Origin of the sequence: Pedobacter sp. L105 (genome assembly GCF_009765875.1) — a bacterium.
Lineage (GTDB): Bacteria > Bacteroidota > Bacteroidia > Sphingobacteriales > Sphingobacteriaceae > Pedobacter.
The window spans coordinates 974,032-989,785 of sequence record NZ_LMUP01000004.1 but is presented as its reverse complement, the minus strand read 5'-3'; the positions used below and the strand labels follow the sequence as shown (position 1 = coordinate 989,785).

Annotated in this window: 12 protein-coding genes; 2 read left to right on the top strand and 10 right to left on the bottom strand. The window is 41.4% G+C overall.

What is annotated here, in order from left to right:
* Positions 1-7: 7 nt before the first annotated feature.
* The 6 genes from GSQ84_RS09405 to GSQ84_RS09380 all read right to left on the bottom strand — a co-directional run bounded on the left by GSQ84_RS09405 (position 8) and on the right by GSQ84_RS09380 (position 11,140).
* Positions 8-466 (bottom strand): hypothetical protein, encoded by a 459-nt coding sequence (locus GSQ84_RS09405; protein ID WP_158796969.1) that lies wholly within the window; start codon positions 464-466, stop codon positions 8-10.
* A gap of 334 nt (positions 467-800) precedes the next feature.
* A complete protein-coding gene (locus tag GSQ84_RS09400) occupies positions 801-2,225 on the bottom strand; it encodes a glycoside hydrolase family 30 beta sandwich domain-containing protein (protein ID WP_254070817.1) in 1,425 nt (474 codons plus the stop codon).
* Positions 2,226-2,247: 22 nt separating this feature from the next.
* Positions 2,248-4,524 (bottom strand): glycoside hydrolase family 3 N-terminal domain-containing protein, encoded by a 2,277-nt coding sequence (locus tag GSQ84_RS09395; RefSeq protein WP_254070816.1) that lies wholly within the window; start codon positions 4,522-4,524, stop codon positions 2,248-2,250.
* A 92-nt stretch (positions 4,525-4,616) separates the two neighbouring features.
* The gene (locus GSQ84_RS09390; RefSeq protein ID WP_158796967.1) at positions 4,617-6,044 is read right to left on the bottom strand and encodes a RagB/SusD family nutrient uptake outer membrane protein; all 1,428 of its coding nucleotides are present in this window, start codon (positions 6,042-6,044) and stop codon (positions 4,617-4,619) included.
* 13 nt (positions 6,045-6,057) lie between these two features.
* The gene (locus tag GSQ84_RS09385; RefSeq protein WP_158796966.1) at positions 6,058-8,964 is read right to left on the bottom strand and encodes a TonB-dependent receptor; all 2,907 of its coding nucleotides are present in this window, start codon (positions 8,962-8,964) and stop codon (positions 6,058-6,060) included.
* 316 nt (positions 8,965-9,280) lie between these two features.
* Positions 9,281-11,140, bottom strand: a complete 1,860-nt coding sequence (locus GSQ84_RS09380; protein WP_254070815.1) for a 7TM diverse intracellular signaling domain-containing protein — start codon at positions 11,138-11,140, stop codon at positions 9,281-9,283.
* A gap of 193 nt (positions 11,141-11,333) precedes the next feature.
* On the opposite strand from GSQ84_RS09380, the gene lgt reads away from it, so the two are divergent.
* The gene (lgt, locus tag GSQ84_RS09375) at positions 11,334-12,185 is read left to right on the top strand and encodes a prolipoprotein diacylglyceryl transferase (protein WP_254070814.1); all 852 of its coding nucleotides are present in this window, start codon (positions 11,334-11,336) and stop codon (positions 12,183-12,185) included.
* Here the strand turns inward: lgt and GSQ84_RS09370 are convergent.
* The 4 genes from GSQ84_RS09370 to GSQ84_RS09355 are packed head-to-tail and all read right to left on the bottom strand — an operon-like array spanning position 12,175 to position 15,202.
* Positions 12,175-13,374 (bottom strand): MFS transporter, encoded by a 1,200-nt coding sequence (locus GSQ84_RS09370; protein WP_158796964.1) that lies wholly within the window; start codon positions 13,372-13,374, stop codon positions 12,175-12,177. The genes lgt and GSQ84_RS09370 overlap by 11 nt on opposite strands.
* A gap of 58 nt (positions 13,375-13,432) precedes the next feature.
* On the bottom strand, positions 13,433-14,065 hold the full coding sequence (locus GSQ84_RS09365) for a hypothetical protein (RefSeq protein ID WP_158796963.1): 633 nt from the start codon (positions 14,063-14,065) through the stop codon (positions 13,433-13,435).
* Positions 14,066-14,080: 15 nt separating this feature from the next.
* Positions 14,081-14,794 carry a YqjF family protein gene (locus GSQ84_RS09360; RefSeq protein WP_158796962.1) on the bottom strand — a complete coding sequence of 238 codons (714 nt, stop codon included), beginning with the start codon at positions 14,792-14,794 and terminating at the stop codon, positions 14,081-14,083.
* 57 nt (positions 14,795-14,851) lie between these two features.
* Positions 14,852-15,202 carry a hypothetical protein gene (locus GSQ84_RS09355; RefSeq protein ID WP_158796961.1) on the bottom strand — a complete coding sequence of 117 codons (351 nt, stop codon included), beginning with the start codon at positions 15,200-15,202 and terminating at the stop codon, positions 14,852-14,854.
* Positions 15,203-15,357: 155 nt separating this feature from the next.
* Between GSQ84_RS09355 and GSQ84_RS09350 the strand changes: the two genes are divergently transcribed.
* Complete coding sequence (locus tag GSQ84_RS09350; protein WP_158796960.1) at positions 15,358-15,699, top strand: single-stranded DNA-binding protein; 342 nt, start codon at positions 15,358-15,360, stop codon at positions 15,697-15,699.
* Positions 15,700-15,754: the final 55 nt, after the last annotated feature.

The window sequence follows — 15,754 nt, the reverse complement described above, 5'->3', positions numbered from 1 at the left end:
CTTTACTTTATTTGGCAGCAGTAGATGAAAGTGAAACTGCATCTACAAATTTCAGATTAGCTATATTGGTAAATACGATCTTACCATCCTTTTCTCCGGTATCTCCATAACCTTCCAGTAATTTTCCTCCTTTTTTCAGAAATGCAACCTGCCTCACCGAAGTTTTTTCGTGGTGAGCCTGATCCATTGTATAATCTGCAATAATGGTATCTCCCTTAATTACGCCTTCAATGGTACCTGCAGTTCTGCTGGCGCCTGCGAGAACAGAGATCAGTGTTCCTGTAATCACATTGCCATTCGCCGTATAAGAAAGCGAAACGGTATCCTTGTTATTGATATACTCATAAGATTCTTTGGTCTCAGTAGTAGAACTGGAATTAGTACTGCCTTTTTGCTCCGGACCTTTATTGTGACAGGCAGCTATACAACCTGCAAGGGCCGTTAATAATACGATGGATCTTTTCATTAGAAATGTATTTAGATTTTATATCCTGGTACTCTGCAAAAAGCCATGCAGTGAATAGGATGGTCAAAAGTACATTTCTTTTTGAAAAGAGCAGGATTAGAAATTAAGCAGGCAAATTATGGATGTGAATTATACATCCTGTAACAGGATGATTCTAAATAGAACAACAAATTTAAATGAACAGGATAAGTAGTGTGGGTTATACATCCTGCATCAGATGATCTTCAATAAAAAAGACAAGGCTGTATTCGGGCCTTGTTCCATTGAAAAGGGAACGCAGCCCGAATACAGCCTTGTCTTTTTTATAAATTTGATTAAGCTTATCTAATTTGAATTACCAAACATAAGTCCCCACAGAACCTGCCGCCAGCTGAGTAGCCACAAACTTGCCATCATATTTGATATTAAACTGCTGCGTTGATGAATTACCATTCACCACAATCAATACCTTCTTGCCATCAGGCCTCATAAAAGCTACGTTTTGTAAATCACTAACTATCTCAGAACCGATTCTAACGGATCCCGGACGTACAAACTTAGAAGCATGGCCGATAATATACCAGGCAACATTCCTGGATACTGTATTAGTCACTGTAATGGCACCTAAACATGTCTTGCAGCCTCCAACGGTATGCGGACCATAACCCGGATCAGCTGCCAGGTTCCATTCCAGCACATTTTTACTCCAGTTACGGGTAGCTCCTATAATTAAAGTAGACACATGCCATTTCAGTTCTTCATCAAACTTGCCGGGGCCTCCAACCCACTGTTCCGTGAAATACAGGTTCTTGTCAGGATGAGCTTCATGTACCTTAGATAAAGCAGAGATATTCCCTGCATACAGGTGGAAAGCTGATCCGTCAACATACTGTTTCGCCTCAGGGTCGTTCAAAATCGTAATTGGATAATCAGGGCGATCTGCATTATGATCGTATACAATGATCTTAGTTTTGATTCCCGAAGATTTAAATATTGGTCCCAGTGCCGTTTTGATAAAAACTGCCTGGTCTTTTGCCTCCATATACATACTCGGTACATTACCGGGATGCAAAGGTTCATTTTGAATGGTAATAGCATCAATGGTGATCCCCTGAACCTTCATCGCCCTGATATACTTTACAAAATAGTTCGCATAAGAAATATAATACTCAGGTTTCAAACTGCCCCCCTTAAAACTAGCGTTGGTCTTCATCCAGGTAGGTGCCGTCCATGGAGAACCGAGTATTTTGATGTCAGGATTAATAGCCAGGATCTTTTTAAGGATAGGCACCAGGTCTTTCATCTCTCTGCTGATTGAAAACTTATCCTGGTTTACATCAGTTTGTCCTGCAGGTAATTCATTATAGGTAAATGTATCTGCACTCATATCCGAAGCGCCGATGCTGATCCGCAGGTAACTCACACCGATGCCATTCTTTTTGGTCGAGAACAGATCCTGTAACAGCTCATCTTTCGCCTGTGCAGGCAGGGCATTCATCAGGGTAGCACTTCCGCCGGTAAGCGTATAACCAAAACCGTCGATCGTTTGAAACTTTTGTATTTCATTTACCACTATAGTAGGATTACTATTTTGTGTGGTACTGAAATTCAGGACGGTATTTTGCTTTTGCAGTAATGCCGATTGATCACCATTGGTCAACCAGAAAGCCATATCGCCGGTAGGAGTACTGGCCGATTGTGACGGGTTGACGGTTTTTTTTGCTGAGCACGCTGCCAGGGCTAACGCGAATGCAAAACAGATATATTTATTCCTCATCATAGATTTTTAGCTGATAAAGCCGTTAGGGGGTATAATTAAAATTGATTTTCTGGTCGGCAATCTGAATAGTAAATGCACCTTCTTCGGTTACCTTTTTGCCATCCGCATTAATAAAGCCGATGTCATCCGGGCTAATATGAAAAGTCACTGTTTTCGTCTCTCCGGCTTTCAGGTTAATTTTGTCGAAAGCCCTGAGGCGTTTAGCGTCAGGGGTGATTAGCGTCGCTACAAGATCACTGGTAAACAACAAGACACTTTCTTTACCTTCAACTTTACCTGTATTGCTTACTTCCACAGTTACCGTTAACGTTTCTCCTTTCTTCAGGGAGGTTGTGCTTAATTTGATTGGACTGTATTTAAACGTGGTGTAACTTAAACCCTGTCCAAAAACATATTGCGGATTATAATCTGCATCGTAATTATACACTCCTTCTGTGGTCGACCTTGACTCTGAAGGTTTATGGTAATAAGTAAATAATGCATTAGGGAACTGCGGATACGTGTAAGGAAGTCTTCCTGAAGGATTAACCGTTCCCAAAAGAACATCTGCAATGGCATCACCGCCAAAACTTCCCGGAAGGTAAGACTGTACTACTGCACTCATTTTGTGCTCAAACTTACTGATCAGCCGCGGCCGGCCTTCGTTGAGTACTAAAATGATCTTCTTACCGGTAGCAGCGAGTTTTTGTGCCAGTTCAGTTTGAAGGTCTGACAAATAAAGATCACTTAAATTTCCAGGTGTTTCCGTGTAAGAATTTTCACCCAGGCACAGAACAATAACATCTGCATCTTTTGCTGCGGTAACGGCTTCATCCAGCTTATCGGCATATTCCTCAAAATACTTACCATCCATTTTATAGCTTACTCCGGGAACATAACTTACATTTTCCTTTCCGGCTTTAAGTTCCAAAGCTTTTAAGATCGTATGATATTTAGTTGCAAACTGTTCCACTTTCTCTCCCTGCCAGGAATAACTCCAGGCACCGTCGAGCGTTCTCATGGAATTGGCATTAGGACCTGTAACCAGGATCTTTACGGATTTACTTAAAGGCAAGGCACTATCATTGTTTTTTAAAAGCGTAATAGACTCTGCTGCGGTCTGGTAAGAGGCCTGCTCGAATTCTTTACTGCCAAATTTAGGGTAGTCTTTAGGATTGGTGGTTGGCTTGTTGAACAGGTTTAATTCATACTTTAGTGTTAAGATCCTTCTTACGGCATCGTCGATGCGTTCCATCTTTACTTTACCTTCTTTAACAAGGGCAATCAGGTCATCGCAAAAAGGCTCATAATTATAAGGCACCATAGACATATCTATACCTGCATTAATGGCAATCCTCACCGCATCTTTATTGTCCTTTGCTACATGGTCCCTTTGATTAAGGTTCTCAATATCGCCCCAATCAGTAACTGCTAAACCTTTAAATCCTAATTCTTCTTTTAAGAGTTTGGTTAAAATATTGTAGTTGGCATGTACCGGTATCCCGTTGATGATACCTGAATTGATCATGATTGTTTTTGCACCTGCATCGATAGCTGCCTTAAACGGAGGGATATGGTATTCCCTTAAAGCCTGATCGGATATAAAAGAAGGTGTTCTGTCTTTTCCTGAAACTGCGGTCTGATAACCCAAAAAATGTTTCACAGAAGAAGCTACATGATAAGGGTTAGCTACATCGTTATTTTCTCCTTCCAAACCTTTTACAGCCTGGGCACCCATCTGGCCAACCAGGTAAGGATCTTCACCAAAACTTTCCCACTGACGGGGGAAGCGTGGGTCAGCACCCAGGTCTAAAAGAGGAGAGAAAGCCCATGGAATGGAACTGGCACGGGTCTCATAAGCAGATATCTCGGCACCCCTTCTCACCAGGCTCCTGTTATAGGTAGCTGCCTGTCCAATTTGCTGTGGAAAAAGTGTAGCTCCGGCGGTATAGGTTTCCCCGTGGATGGCATCGATACCGTACAATACCGGGATGCCATTTTTTGTTTTTTTCATTGCTACCTGCTGGATATTGGTAATGATCGCATACCATTCCTGCGGTGTTCTGGCCCTGTTGTTTGAGGTATTCAACACAGAACCGAGTTTATATTGTACCAAGGCTTTCTCCATTTTTGCTTCATCCAGGGCAAAAGGTTCATCGCTGGCATAACGGCTGGAGCCTTTACCGATCACATCAAGGGTAACCTGTGTCATCTGGCCTACTTTTTCTTCCAGTGTCATTTTTTTAAGGAGGTCTTCTACCTTGGTTTTGGTATCCGTTTGGGCATTTGCGGTGAGATATCCGCAAAATAACAAGAACATTAGTTTGCTTTTAAGAGCCATATTATATTTGGTTTAACACACCAAAGGCTGAATAAACAGCCTTTGGTGTGAATGGTGAACCATAAAAGTAACTATTTTATCGTATTTATATTCGGGTTCCTGTCCAGTTCCGTCTGAGGGATTGGGAAAAGCAATTTAGCAGTAGTCACATTGTAGTTCAATGAATTACCCGCACCATCTTTCTGTGCATTCATCACCGTAATTGCCCTGTTTGTTCTCAAGAGATCAAACCATCTTTGACCTTCAAAAGCCAGTTCCAGCCTGCGTTCTTTTTCAATCGCCAGGCGCATAGAAGCCTGATCCGTTGCCGGCGTTCCTGCTAACTTTACACGGGCCCTGATCTGGTCAACCAAAACCTTTGATTGCGACCATCCAGCTCCGCTCAGTTCATTTAATGCTTCTGCTTTTAAGAGCAGGATATCAGCCAAACGGATGATATAGTTATCACTTTTATCATCTGCCCTGTATTTATTTACAAAAGGATAGTTAGACTTTGTCCAGTAATTATCCGACCAGCCTTCAGTACTTACATCCTTAAATGAAATACTTGCGTTTTTACGGATCAAATCGCCTTCATTGTCGAAAGCGGCTACCAGGTCATTGGTTGGGGTATCAAATCTTTTATAACCTGTTCCCGTAATTACACTTGGCATCCAGTTACCATGCTGTCCGCTGTAACCGTCAAACTGCAGTTCCCAGATAGACTCAGAATTGTTCTTGTTCGCAGCATCAAATAAACCACTGAAATCCGAATACAGGGAATATCCTCCTGCGATCGTTGCGTCGCAATACTGGTTTACCTTTGTCCAGTCTGGCGTAGGTTGTGAAGCATATACTTTAGCAAGGATGGCATTCGCAACCCCTTTGGTAATGATACCTTTTGTGGCGCCTGTAGTACTCGCATTGGCAACCGTAAATTCCAGGTCGGAAATGATCTGTGCGTATACTTCAGCAACTGAAGCTTTAAAAGGCTGTGTTTCTGCAATGCTAGAAGCAGTGGTCAATACCAGCGGTACGGGCCCAAACAACCTTACCAGGTTAAAATACTGGTAAGCGCGTAATCCTCTTGCTTCTGCCAGGATCTGGTTCCTTCTGTTTCCGGCATCCAATGCTGGATCTTTAATATTAGGTACATTGGATAAAACCTCGTTGGCATTTTTAATGTCAACATACAGATCGGTCCAGTCCCGGGTCACATTACCATTGGTAGAGTTCGAAGTAAAGAGATCGATCTGGATATTGGCCTGGTTATCCCCGCCTGCATAACAGTTATCGGCTGCTACATCACCCATGATCTGGTAATCCCAGATATTGTATTCTGTGTACATCCCATCGTACATCCCTTTAATTAATTTCTCTGCAGCTGCGGCGTTTACAAAAGCCTGATCTGCTGTCACCTGGTCGATAGGTGTTTTATTCAGGAAATCTTTTTTACAGCCAGATTGAACTGAAAGGACAAAAGCCCCGGCTGCGATCAGTGAATATATTTTTAAGTTCATTTTGTTCTAAGATTTAAAATCCAACATTAACACCCAGTAAGAAACTTCTTGATTGAGGATAGGTTCCATAGTCAATACCCATGGCAGGGGTATTTGATCCATTCTGACTTACTTCAGGATCAAGTCCGCTATATTTTGTAAAAGTTAAAACGTTATAACCTGTTGCAAAAATAGTCAGCTTATCCATCTTCATTCTTCCCAATACAGCTTTGCCGAAGTTGTATGAAATGGTAGCTGTTTTAAGGCGCAGGTAAGAAGAGTTCTCCACAAATCTGCTTGAAGTCAGTGAGTTTTCTGAAGAAGCAACTGATGCTTTAGGAATATCTGTGATCTGTCCCGGAGTCTCCCATCTGTTTAACACTGCGGTAGATTGATTTTTAGAATCCGTCATGCTTTCCAGGTCGATCTTCGTGGCATTAAACATTTCGCTGCCCTGAACACCCTGGAAAAACAGAGATACTCCCCAGTTGCCATAGGTTAGGTTATTGTTCACACCGTAGGTGAAACTTGGCTGTGCTGAACCGATAAACTGGCGGTCGGCAGGATCTGCTGAACCTGTAACTCCATTACCATTGGTGTCTTTATAGGTCGCGGCACCGGTCTGTGGATTCACACCTGTGAATACGTATCCGTAAAAGCTACCCAGCGGCTTGCCAACTACAACTTTTATTGCATTGTCGCGTTCGTAAATAGAACCAAAATCCAGTGAGCTGGTTGCATTACCTAAGCTGGTCACTTTATTCCTGTTAAGGGAGAAGTTTAAATCTGTTGTCCAGGTAAATTTGTCTTTCTGGAAGTTCTTGGTAGACAATACAAATTCAAAACCTTTGTTCTGCATTGAACCTACGTTCAGTGCCTGCGTGCCTAATCCTGTTGAAGGAGGCAATTGTACATTCACTAAAAGGTCATTCGTTTTTTTGATGTAGGCATCAGCGGTAAACGTTACCCTGTTGTTGAACATCGTTAAATCCACACCTAAATTTGTTTGTGTTGTTTTTTCCCACGACAATTGGTCGTTAGCAGGCTGCGACAAATTATAAGAATTTTGTGCAGTAATTTGGTATAACTTTAAGTAAGAATAGTCTCCGATACCTTCATCGTTACCCACCTTACCCCAGCTACCACGAATTTTTAAATCATTAATCGTTTTACTGTCTTTTAAAAAGTCTTCACTGGACAATCTCCATCCTGCAGAAAGCGAAGGGAAGTAACCAAAGCGGTGACCCGGTGCAAAACGTGAGGATCCATCCGCCCTGAAATTTGAGCTAAACAGGTACTTGCTGTCATAGGCATAGGTAAATCTTGCGAGGTAAGATTGTTTAGACCATTCCGAATGTACAGGAACTGTTAAGGCAATAGAGGGATCAATAGCACCGCCATCGGTATCTATAAAGCGTGATTCAGAGAAATTGGTGTACTTGTATTTTGATTCTTGTATCGTATAACCACCAATTGCACCAAAAACATTTTTACCAACAGTTTTATTGTAGCTCAGGATGTTCTCATTTAACATAATGTGCTGGTCTGTTTTATTGTTATCATATTCACCTCTCTGTGAACGGCCATAAACCGTAGCATATGGATCAAGGAAATAATTGTAATAACCTTTGTTCACATTGGTACTGATGCTTGATCTGAAAGACAGATCATTTGTAATTTTAACTTCACCTGCAAAAGCACCTATAAATTTCATTCCCCTGTTTTCGTTGGTTGATCCAAATGCATTGGCAATTGGGTTATCATATCCCCCGGGTACCGGAGTATACTGACCATTAGGGTCTTTTATCGTTAAGGTAGGAGGGGTAGTTAAGGCACCTAAAATTACACCGCCTTTCGTAATTCCTGCGTTATCCGGTACGTCAACTGAATTATTTGCAGTTATTGCACCGGTAGCGCTAAATTTCAACCATTTGGTAACTGCCTGCGTTCCGCTGAAGTTAGCTGTATATCTGTCCAGTACGGCAGGAGCAACTACACCTTTATCCTGCTGATAGCCGGAAGAGAAATAATACTGACCGCCTTTGGTGCCGCCCGCTATAGACAGCTGGTAGTTGTTTTGTCTTCCTGTTCCGAAGGTTTCATCCTGCCAGTCCATATTCTGGGTGCCGCCAAATGAAGTATAACCTTCTTCTTTCATTAAAGCAATGTATTGTGTACTGTTCAATACATCTTCTTTTTTACGGAAGTTAGAAATTCCGGTAAAAGCATTAAACCCTATTTTAAGTTTACCTGCGGTACCTTTTTTAGTGGTGATTAAAATAACCCCGTTAGCACCACTTGATCCATATATAGCAGCTGCGGAAGCATCTTTTAAGACGGTAAGTGATTCAATATCATTCGGGTTAATAAAACTTGCATCTCTTGAGGTAATCCCATCAATTACATACAAGGGACTATTTGAACCCGTGATAGAAGTATTGCCACGGATGCTGATCGATATATCTGATCCCGGTTTACCCGATTGCGAGGATACCTGCACACCGGCTGCTTTTCCCTGTAATGCCTGTAAAGGATTGGTGATGGGCTGGTTCTGTATATCTTTAGCAGAAACCGAGACTACAGCTGTGGTGAGGTCTTTCTTAACCTGTGTACCATAACCTACAACAATAACCTCATTCAGTTGCTGGTTGTTGTCTGCTAAAACCGCAGGAACATTCTTTCGGTTATTTACTGGTATCTCTATGGTGTTAAATCCAATATAAGAGAAAACCAATGTTGCAGTCCCCGGAGCAGAAAGAATATATGCACCATCGTTATTCGTAACCACGCCCTGGTTAGAACCTTTAACCGTTACCGAAACACCCGGTAAAGGAAGGCCCTTTTGATCTTTTACCTGACCTTTAATGGTGATTCCCTGTGCCATCGCTACAGAGATTCCGCATAAGAGACAAAGCATAAAAAGAGTAAAATTTTTCTTCATGATTTTTGCTTTACGTTTAATTTTTATTGACAACCAAAGTTAAGCTCAAATTAGCCTTTAAAACAAGTTTTTTAATGAATTTATTTTACATAAGTGTCTGATATATAGTTATTTGTGATCAAATCAATACGCTTTACTACCACGATTTTGAATATAGCTTTAATGCTGATTTACAGCACTTAAAGGTACTTTAACAGGATGCTTTACCAGGCTAAACGATACGCTCTGATACCCTTTAAAAATGATTGAAATAAATAGAGAAATTGAGCGTTTTAGGAATGATAAGCTGGGTTAAACCAGCTAAAAGCGTGAAAAATTACTCCAGAACCAACTGGCTCCAGCCATTTTTGTTCGCTTTTTTAAGCATGGCCTTCCGTTCTTCCATCAGTAATTTGATCTTCGATCCGTAGGTCCAGCAGGTACTTTGGCGAATATTCAGTATTTCTGCCAGCTTATGGGAGGAGATTTTTCCTTTGGTAGAATAGATCAGGAAGATCATATAAAAAGCTTTATTAATCGGAATACGGGTATTGTGAAATACGGTATAAGTTGTTACTGATTCCTCATATCCGCATTTGCTGCAGCGTCTGCTGTAAGGGATATGACCATTATAATAGTGTGTGTTTTTACACTTCCGGCAAACATAACCATCTTTCCATTTGAGTTCTGAAAGAAACAGGTTACAGCTATCCTTATCCGGATAGATCCTGCTGAACTCTTCAAAATCGACATCAGCAGACATCACACGATCGCGCGTTACCTTCTCTACATTAAATTGCAGTTCCTGGTTATCCTGCTCCAGTAAAACATTCATCCTGGAAATTTCTTCTGCCTGTTGTTTTAGCTGGTCGTTTGCTTCCTGAAGCTCTGCATTTTTAGCCTCTATGATCAGTGATTTATGGAACACTTCTTTAGTACGCTCTTCTACCTTGGCTTCCAGTTTCAGGTTTAGCGTATCCTTCAGCTTGGCATTTTCAGCCATTTGCCTGATCATCTGCCGCTGCACTTTTTCCTTCTTATGTTTTAAGATACTTACTTTATCGCCTATGGCTAAAGAGAGGAATATCATTTCCAGGACAAAACAGAAACTCAGGCTGTAATAACCCACTACACCAATGCTCAGCCAGGAAAAGCCGATCATGATTAATAATTTCAGGGTAAATCCTGCAAAAAGAAAACTATAGCCAAGCACGAAGAAGCGTGCAGGTTTGTAACCCTTTTTATAAATGTAAATCCCGGTGCCAAAGGCCACCGCAAGGGGGATAAATTCAATGAACTTATAGGTCAGCAGAGAGCGGTCTATGAAAAGGCTGTACAGGAAAATCACCGTTCTTATCCCGATAATATATACAATCAGCTGGTTGAGGCGGGGGGCTTTAGCTTTTACGAATAATAATTCCCGGGTAAACAGTAGTGCAAACACACTGGTTGCATATAGGGCGAAAGCGTAGGCGATCTGGTTCCATTGGGTAGCGGACGACCATAAGTACTGATACGCGATACCATCGGTACTCATCTCAAAAAAACCAACACCCAAATTATACAATACATAATAAAGGTACTGCCTCTGGCGCATGGCAATAAACATGATCAGGTTATAAAAACTGAATACCATGATCATTCCATAAAAGATCCCGAAATAGAAATACTCATCCAGGGCGTAAGAGATGAACCAGTCTACGGTACGGAGTACAATGATCACATCTGCGATCTGGGAAGATTTGAACTTGAAATAATAAACCTGGGTGGCATCATTGTCATTGCGGATATACAACTCGAAATTCTTATGGTGTATTTCCCGGTGTTCAAAATCAAAAGTATCCCCAAATTCTTTTATCTGGTAATGGCCATCCTTTTGCGGAAGATAGGCCGTTACATGATCAATGGTCTGATCGAAAAATTCAAGCAGGTACCTTTTGTCGGCTTTGCTGTTATGTTTTATCTTTATCCTGAACCAATAAGTAGCAGTTAAATCTTTTGTTTGAGGGGTACTTTTTAAATTGGGCTGAAAGCGGTGATCAAATGCAGTACTGCTGATCTCTTTAAAACTTAAATTATTGTTCACATCTTTCAGCGATTCAATTTCACTATAATTGAAAATATGCTGATTTACGCTGTCGTTCACGGAAACGGTTTTTTGTGCAAAAACTACCGGCCCCGTAAAGAGTAAAACCACTAAAATTTGTAAAAAATAAGTGTAGAACCGGTTGAGCATAAAAAATAAAGGATGCAGCTATTTGATTAGGAAATCAAATATAAGATTTGTTTTTCATTGAAACATAATTGTTTGATTACAGTTCCCGACCCCATATCGTGCAACGTTATTGCATATCTCTATATATGATCTATATTTGCAAACGCTCGTCCAAATGAGCAGATCAAACATGGTTATAGATACAATAGTATGGAACCCCAGTGATTCCATTATCGATTTAGGATTTTTTGCACTGCGATATTATTCTTTATGTTTCCTGCTTGCTTTTGTTTTTAGTTATATCGTTGTTAAAAAGCAATTCATAAAATATGGCGTCAATGTAGAACTGATGGATTCTATAACGGTCTATGTAGTATTAGGAACGCTGATCGGCGCACGTTTAGGCCATTGCCTGTTCTATGACTTTGCCTATTATTCCCAACACCCGCTAGAGATTATCCTTCCCTTTACCTTTAGCCCTCATTTTAAGATCACTGGTTTCCAAGGACTGGCAAGTCATGGCGGCGGTATCGGTATCATGATCAGCTTAATCCTTTTTAGCCGTAAATTCAAACTGAAACTATGGTTTCTGCTGGATCAGATCGCACTGGTTGTTCCGTTGGCAGGTACTTTTATCCGGTTGGGAAACCTGATGAACTCAGAAATCATCGGAAAACCTACTGATGTTAGCTGGGCTTTTATCTTTTTAAAAATTGATAACATTCCACGTCATCCGGCGCAACTATATGAAGCTATAGCTTATATCCTGATCTTTACATTCGTCTATTTTTTAATCAGAAAATATCCGAAGGCCCCGGGGTTCTACTTTGGATTGGTTATCTTTCTGATCTTTTGTTTCAGGATGGGGATCGAATCGATCAAAGAAGACCAGTCTGCCTTTGAAGCTGGTATGCTATTAAATATGGGACAAATTCTCAGTATTCCCTTTATCCTTGGCGGGATGCTGATCATGTATTTGAAAAGAGGCGAACCAGAACCAGCAGCGCTGGAAACGGTTAAGCAATAGCCGTTTTTATCTTTGCCTGCGCGTTGAACTTCCAGGTGAGCAGCAGACAGAGCAGAAAGCCGACAAAAGCTAAGGAAGCACCTACATATTCCGGAGAAGTATAACCTAAACCAGCAGCAATAGGCAAACCACCCAGAAAAGCACCTAATGCATTTCCGGTATTTGCACTTGCCTGCATAGCAGAAGAAGCCAGCATTTCTGCTCCTTTAGCAGCGCCGATCATTAGCATCTGCATAGGTGCGATCACAGCAAATGCCAGGCCTCCGGTAACAAAGGTTAATAGTAAAGCAGCAATTTTAAATTGACTGAGCAATGCTACCAGGATCAGGGTAATGATCATGACCAGTAATAAATAAGCGGTAGTTTTAAGCGGGGAAAACCGGTCAGCTAAACGGCCCCCAGTAAAATTTCCCACAGCCATTCCAAGACCCGCAACAACCATAATAGGTGTCATCAGGTTACTGTTAAAATGAGCTACTTCAGTCATCAAAGGGGCGATATAACTGATCCAGGCAAATAAACCACCGGTACCAATAGCAGAAATCCCGATGATGATCCATAGATCGGCTTTTTTAAAAACCTTCAGGCTGTCAGAAAACTTAACTTCAGACTGTGAAGGCAGCGCAGGTAACCAGCGTTTAATACTTGCGGCAGTGATCAGCGCGATCGCAGAAATCACCACAAACGATATGCGCCAGTTAAAATTATGGCCAATAAAAGTGCCCAGTGGAACGCCTATAATATTCGCAATCGTTAAACCGGCAAACATCACCGAAACTGATTTTGCTTCACTGCCCGGATCGGCCAGTTTAGCGGCTACTACTGCACCAATTCCAAAAAATGCGCCATGCGGTAAACCTACCAGGAAACGTGCGACCAGCAAAAGGCCATAAGTTGGGGCAATACTAAACAATATATTTCCACTGGCTACGGTGATCATCAAACCTATTAATACTTTTTTAGGGGGATATTTTCCGAGTACACCCACCATTACCGGGGCACCCACAATAACGCCAAGGGCATAAATTGCAATCAGGTTACCTGCTGCAGGAATACTGATGGCGAGCGATTTAGCTACATCCGGCAACACACCCATCATCATGAATTCTGTCATGCCCAGGGCAATACCCCCAAGGCAGAGTGTGATCAGGCTTGTTTTTGTATTGGAGATCAGTTTCAATAACTTCATATGAGCGCAAATTTAAGGCAAATATAAGATTGTTACTCCTTCTAAAAACGTTTTAGTATCAGATATGATATGGGTATGAAATTTCTTCCAGATCTTCTATTAGCTGTTCCCAGTCTTCCAGGGTGTCAACCAGCGATAAAACCATTTCTTTTGTCAGTGTTTCCTGGTTGTAAATCCTGGTCACCGTATCCAGCGGGATGCCACTTGCGGTATAGTTGCCTTTAAAATAATCAGTTGCCCATAACATATAGGTGGATGGCTGCCCGTCAAAAGGGCTTAATAATTCTGCCGAATGGTCATCGTTAGCTGCAATGATACCTGTTTTCCAATCCTGCCCGGCTGTTTTCCATAAGCAGAAGGTTGTTCCGGCAGAATGTACGGGTTCCCCGAAAATAAACTCATGAAAGCAATTTGGGAGCTGGTCGGTCAATTTAATCTTGTCGTCCTGTTCTGCTTCAGAGAAAAAACCGTTGATTACCGCGCCATCTTTGGTAAAAAGCATCAGCAGCTGATCGCCTTCACCATTGCGCATCTCGAAAAATTCCTCTCCATCAGCCCAGAGACTATTGTAGGAGTGGTACCGGTAAACCCAATCCTGACAAAGTATCGCATCAAGTACGGCCATTGCCTTGCACGTGGCCTGCAATTGAGTGCTATCTGGTAAAAGTTCTGTTTTTTTTGTGGAGATCATATTAAAAATTGGCAATTAGCCATGTATTACTTTTTTACCTTCTACAGAAATGTCTGAACCTTCTGCCAGCATCACCGAGGTAGGTTTCTGCCGGTTTAAAAATTCGAAATTTTGGCCATAAGTTAAGCCGAAATCTACGGCGATCTTAAAATGTTTCACTTTATACTGAGCCCATTTTGGATGCCTTACTTCATATTCATTCGTCTTTGAAGCGCTGTACCTGGCATAGCCCCAATAATGCTCAGTGATAAACTCTGCTTCACTATTTGCAGCAATCTCTGAAAGTCCTTTATTGGCGGTTACCTCGAACGACTGCCATTCGTTTTTACAGCGCCAGCGGTATTCTACTGTTCTTTGTTCCTCCTCCTCTGTCCAGCTGTGTGTCATGGGCATCGTTTCATAATTCTCGTTGTAAATGGTGTTAGCCACTACAGAAAGGGCAAACTTAGGGACAATTTCCTTAATAAATACAACTCCTCTCTTCCAGCTGTCCCCATCTTTATATTTTACATAAAACCGCAGGTTTACTTCCTCAAAATTTGCGTGAAATGGAATACTGAAGCCCAGTAACTTCGTATTTTTAAACAGGAAACCGATCAAACTGACATAACAGTCTCCGTTCCATAGATCGAGCTCTGTCCCTACGGGTAAATAGGGAGTCAAAAGCTCTTTGTCAATAATGTAGTTGGCGAAAGCCAGCTTTCTCCACTCTCCGGTTAAAAAACTCATTTGGTTAAGGTCTAGGTGATTGATCTACCAAAATACTAAACGTAAACGACATGTGCTTTATTCATTCTCAAAAGTGGTCAGTATTAATTCCTCGTCATTGACTAAAATATACCCATAGCCATAACAGTAATGATAAACTTCTCCTTTGGCTCCATGCGCCTGATGGGTGAAAAAATTAAAATCAAATCCAGCTGCACTGAGCATGGCCCGGGACAATTTGGTTACCCCATTTTCACTTAACTTCTTAAGAATGCCGGCATTCCTTTTCAGGATGCTGTTGATTTCTTTTAAAGCGGCATTGTAATTCCTGTTGAGCTCATTGTTATGGTGACTGCGGCAATGATCGTTACAAAATTTCTTATCAGTACGGCCTCTCAATTGAAGCCCACAATTCAGGCAATATTCCATGGTAATAAATTCTTTATCGATTTAAAGTTAACCTTTAGTTATATTTAATTTATAAATAATTTATTTTAAACGATTATAATCGTTTATCTGCCGACTAACAGAGTTCCGGTTTTTCATATTTGGCTAACAAATTTTAATCACATGAATTGAATGATATGGAAAAAATAAGAAACAGTGTCCGTTTAACGGGGTATGCAGGTGCAGAGCCGACAGTAATGAGTTTTGCCGGCGACAAAAAAATGGTGAGGTTAAGCATTGGAGTGCATGCCTTTTATAAGAATAGCCTTGGTGAAGCGGTTGACCAGACGCAATGGTTCAACCTGATTTTTTGGAACCATAAAGTAGACCTGGTAGAAGGGATAGTGAAAAAGGGTACTGCCCTGCGTGTAGAAGGAAGATTAAGTACACAGACCTTTACCGATAAAAACGGAGATCAGCGGTATACGACAGAGATCGTAGTCAATGAGCTGGAAATAGTAGATAAATATGAGTTATAAAAGGTGAGTAACGGCAACAAAAATCCCCATTGTAACCGGCGTGGTTGCCAATGGG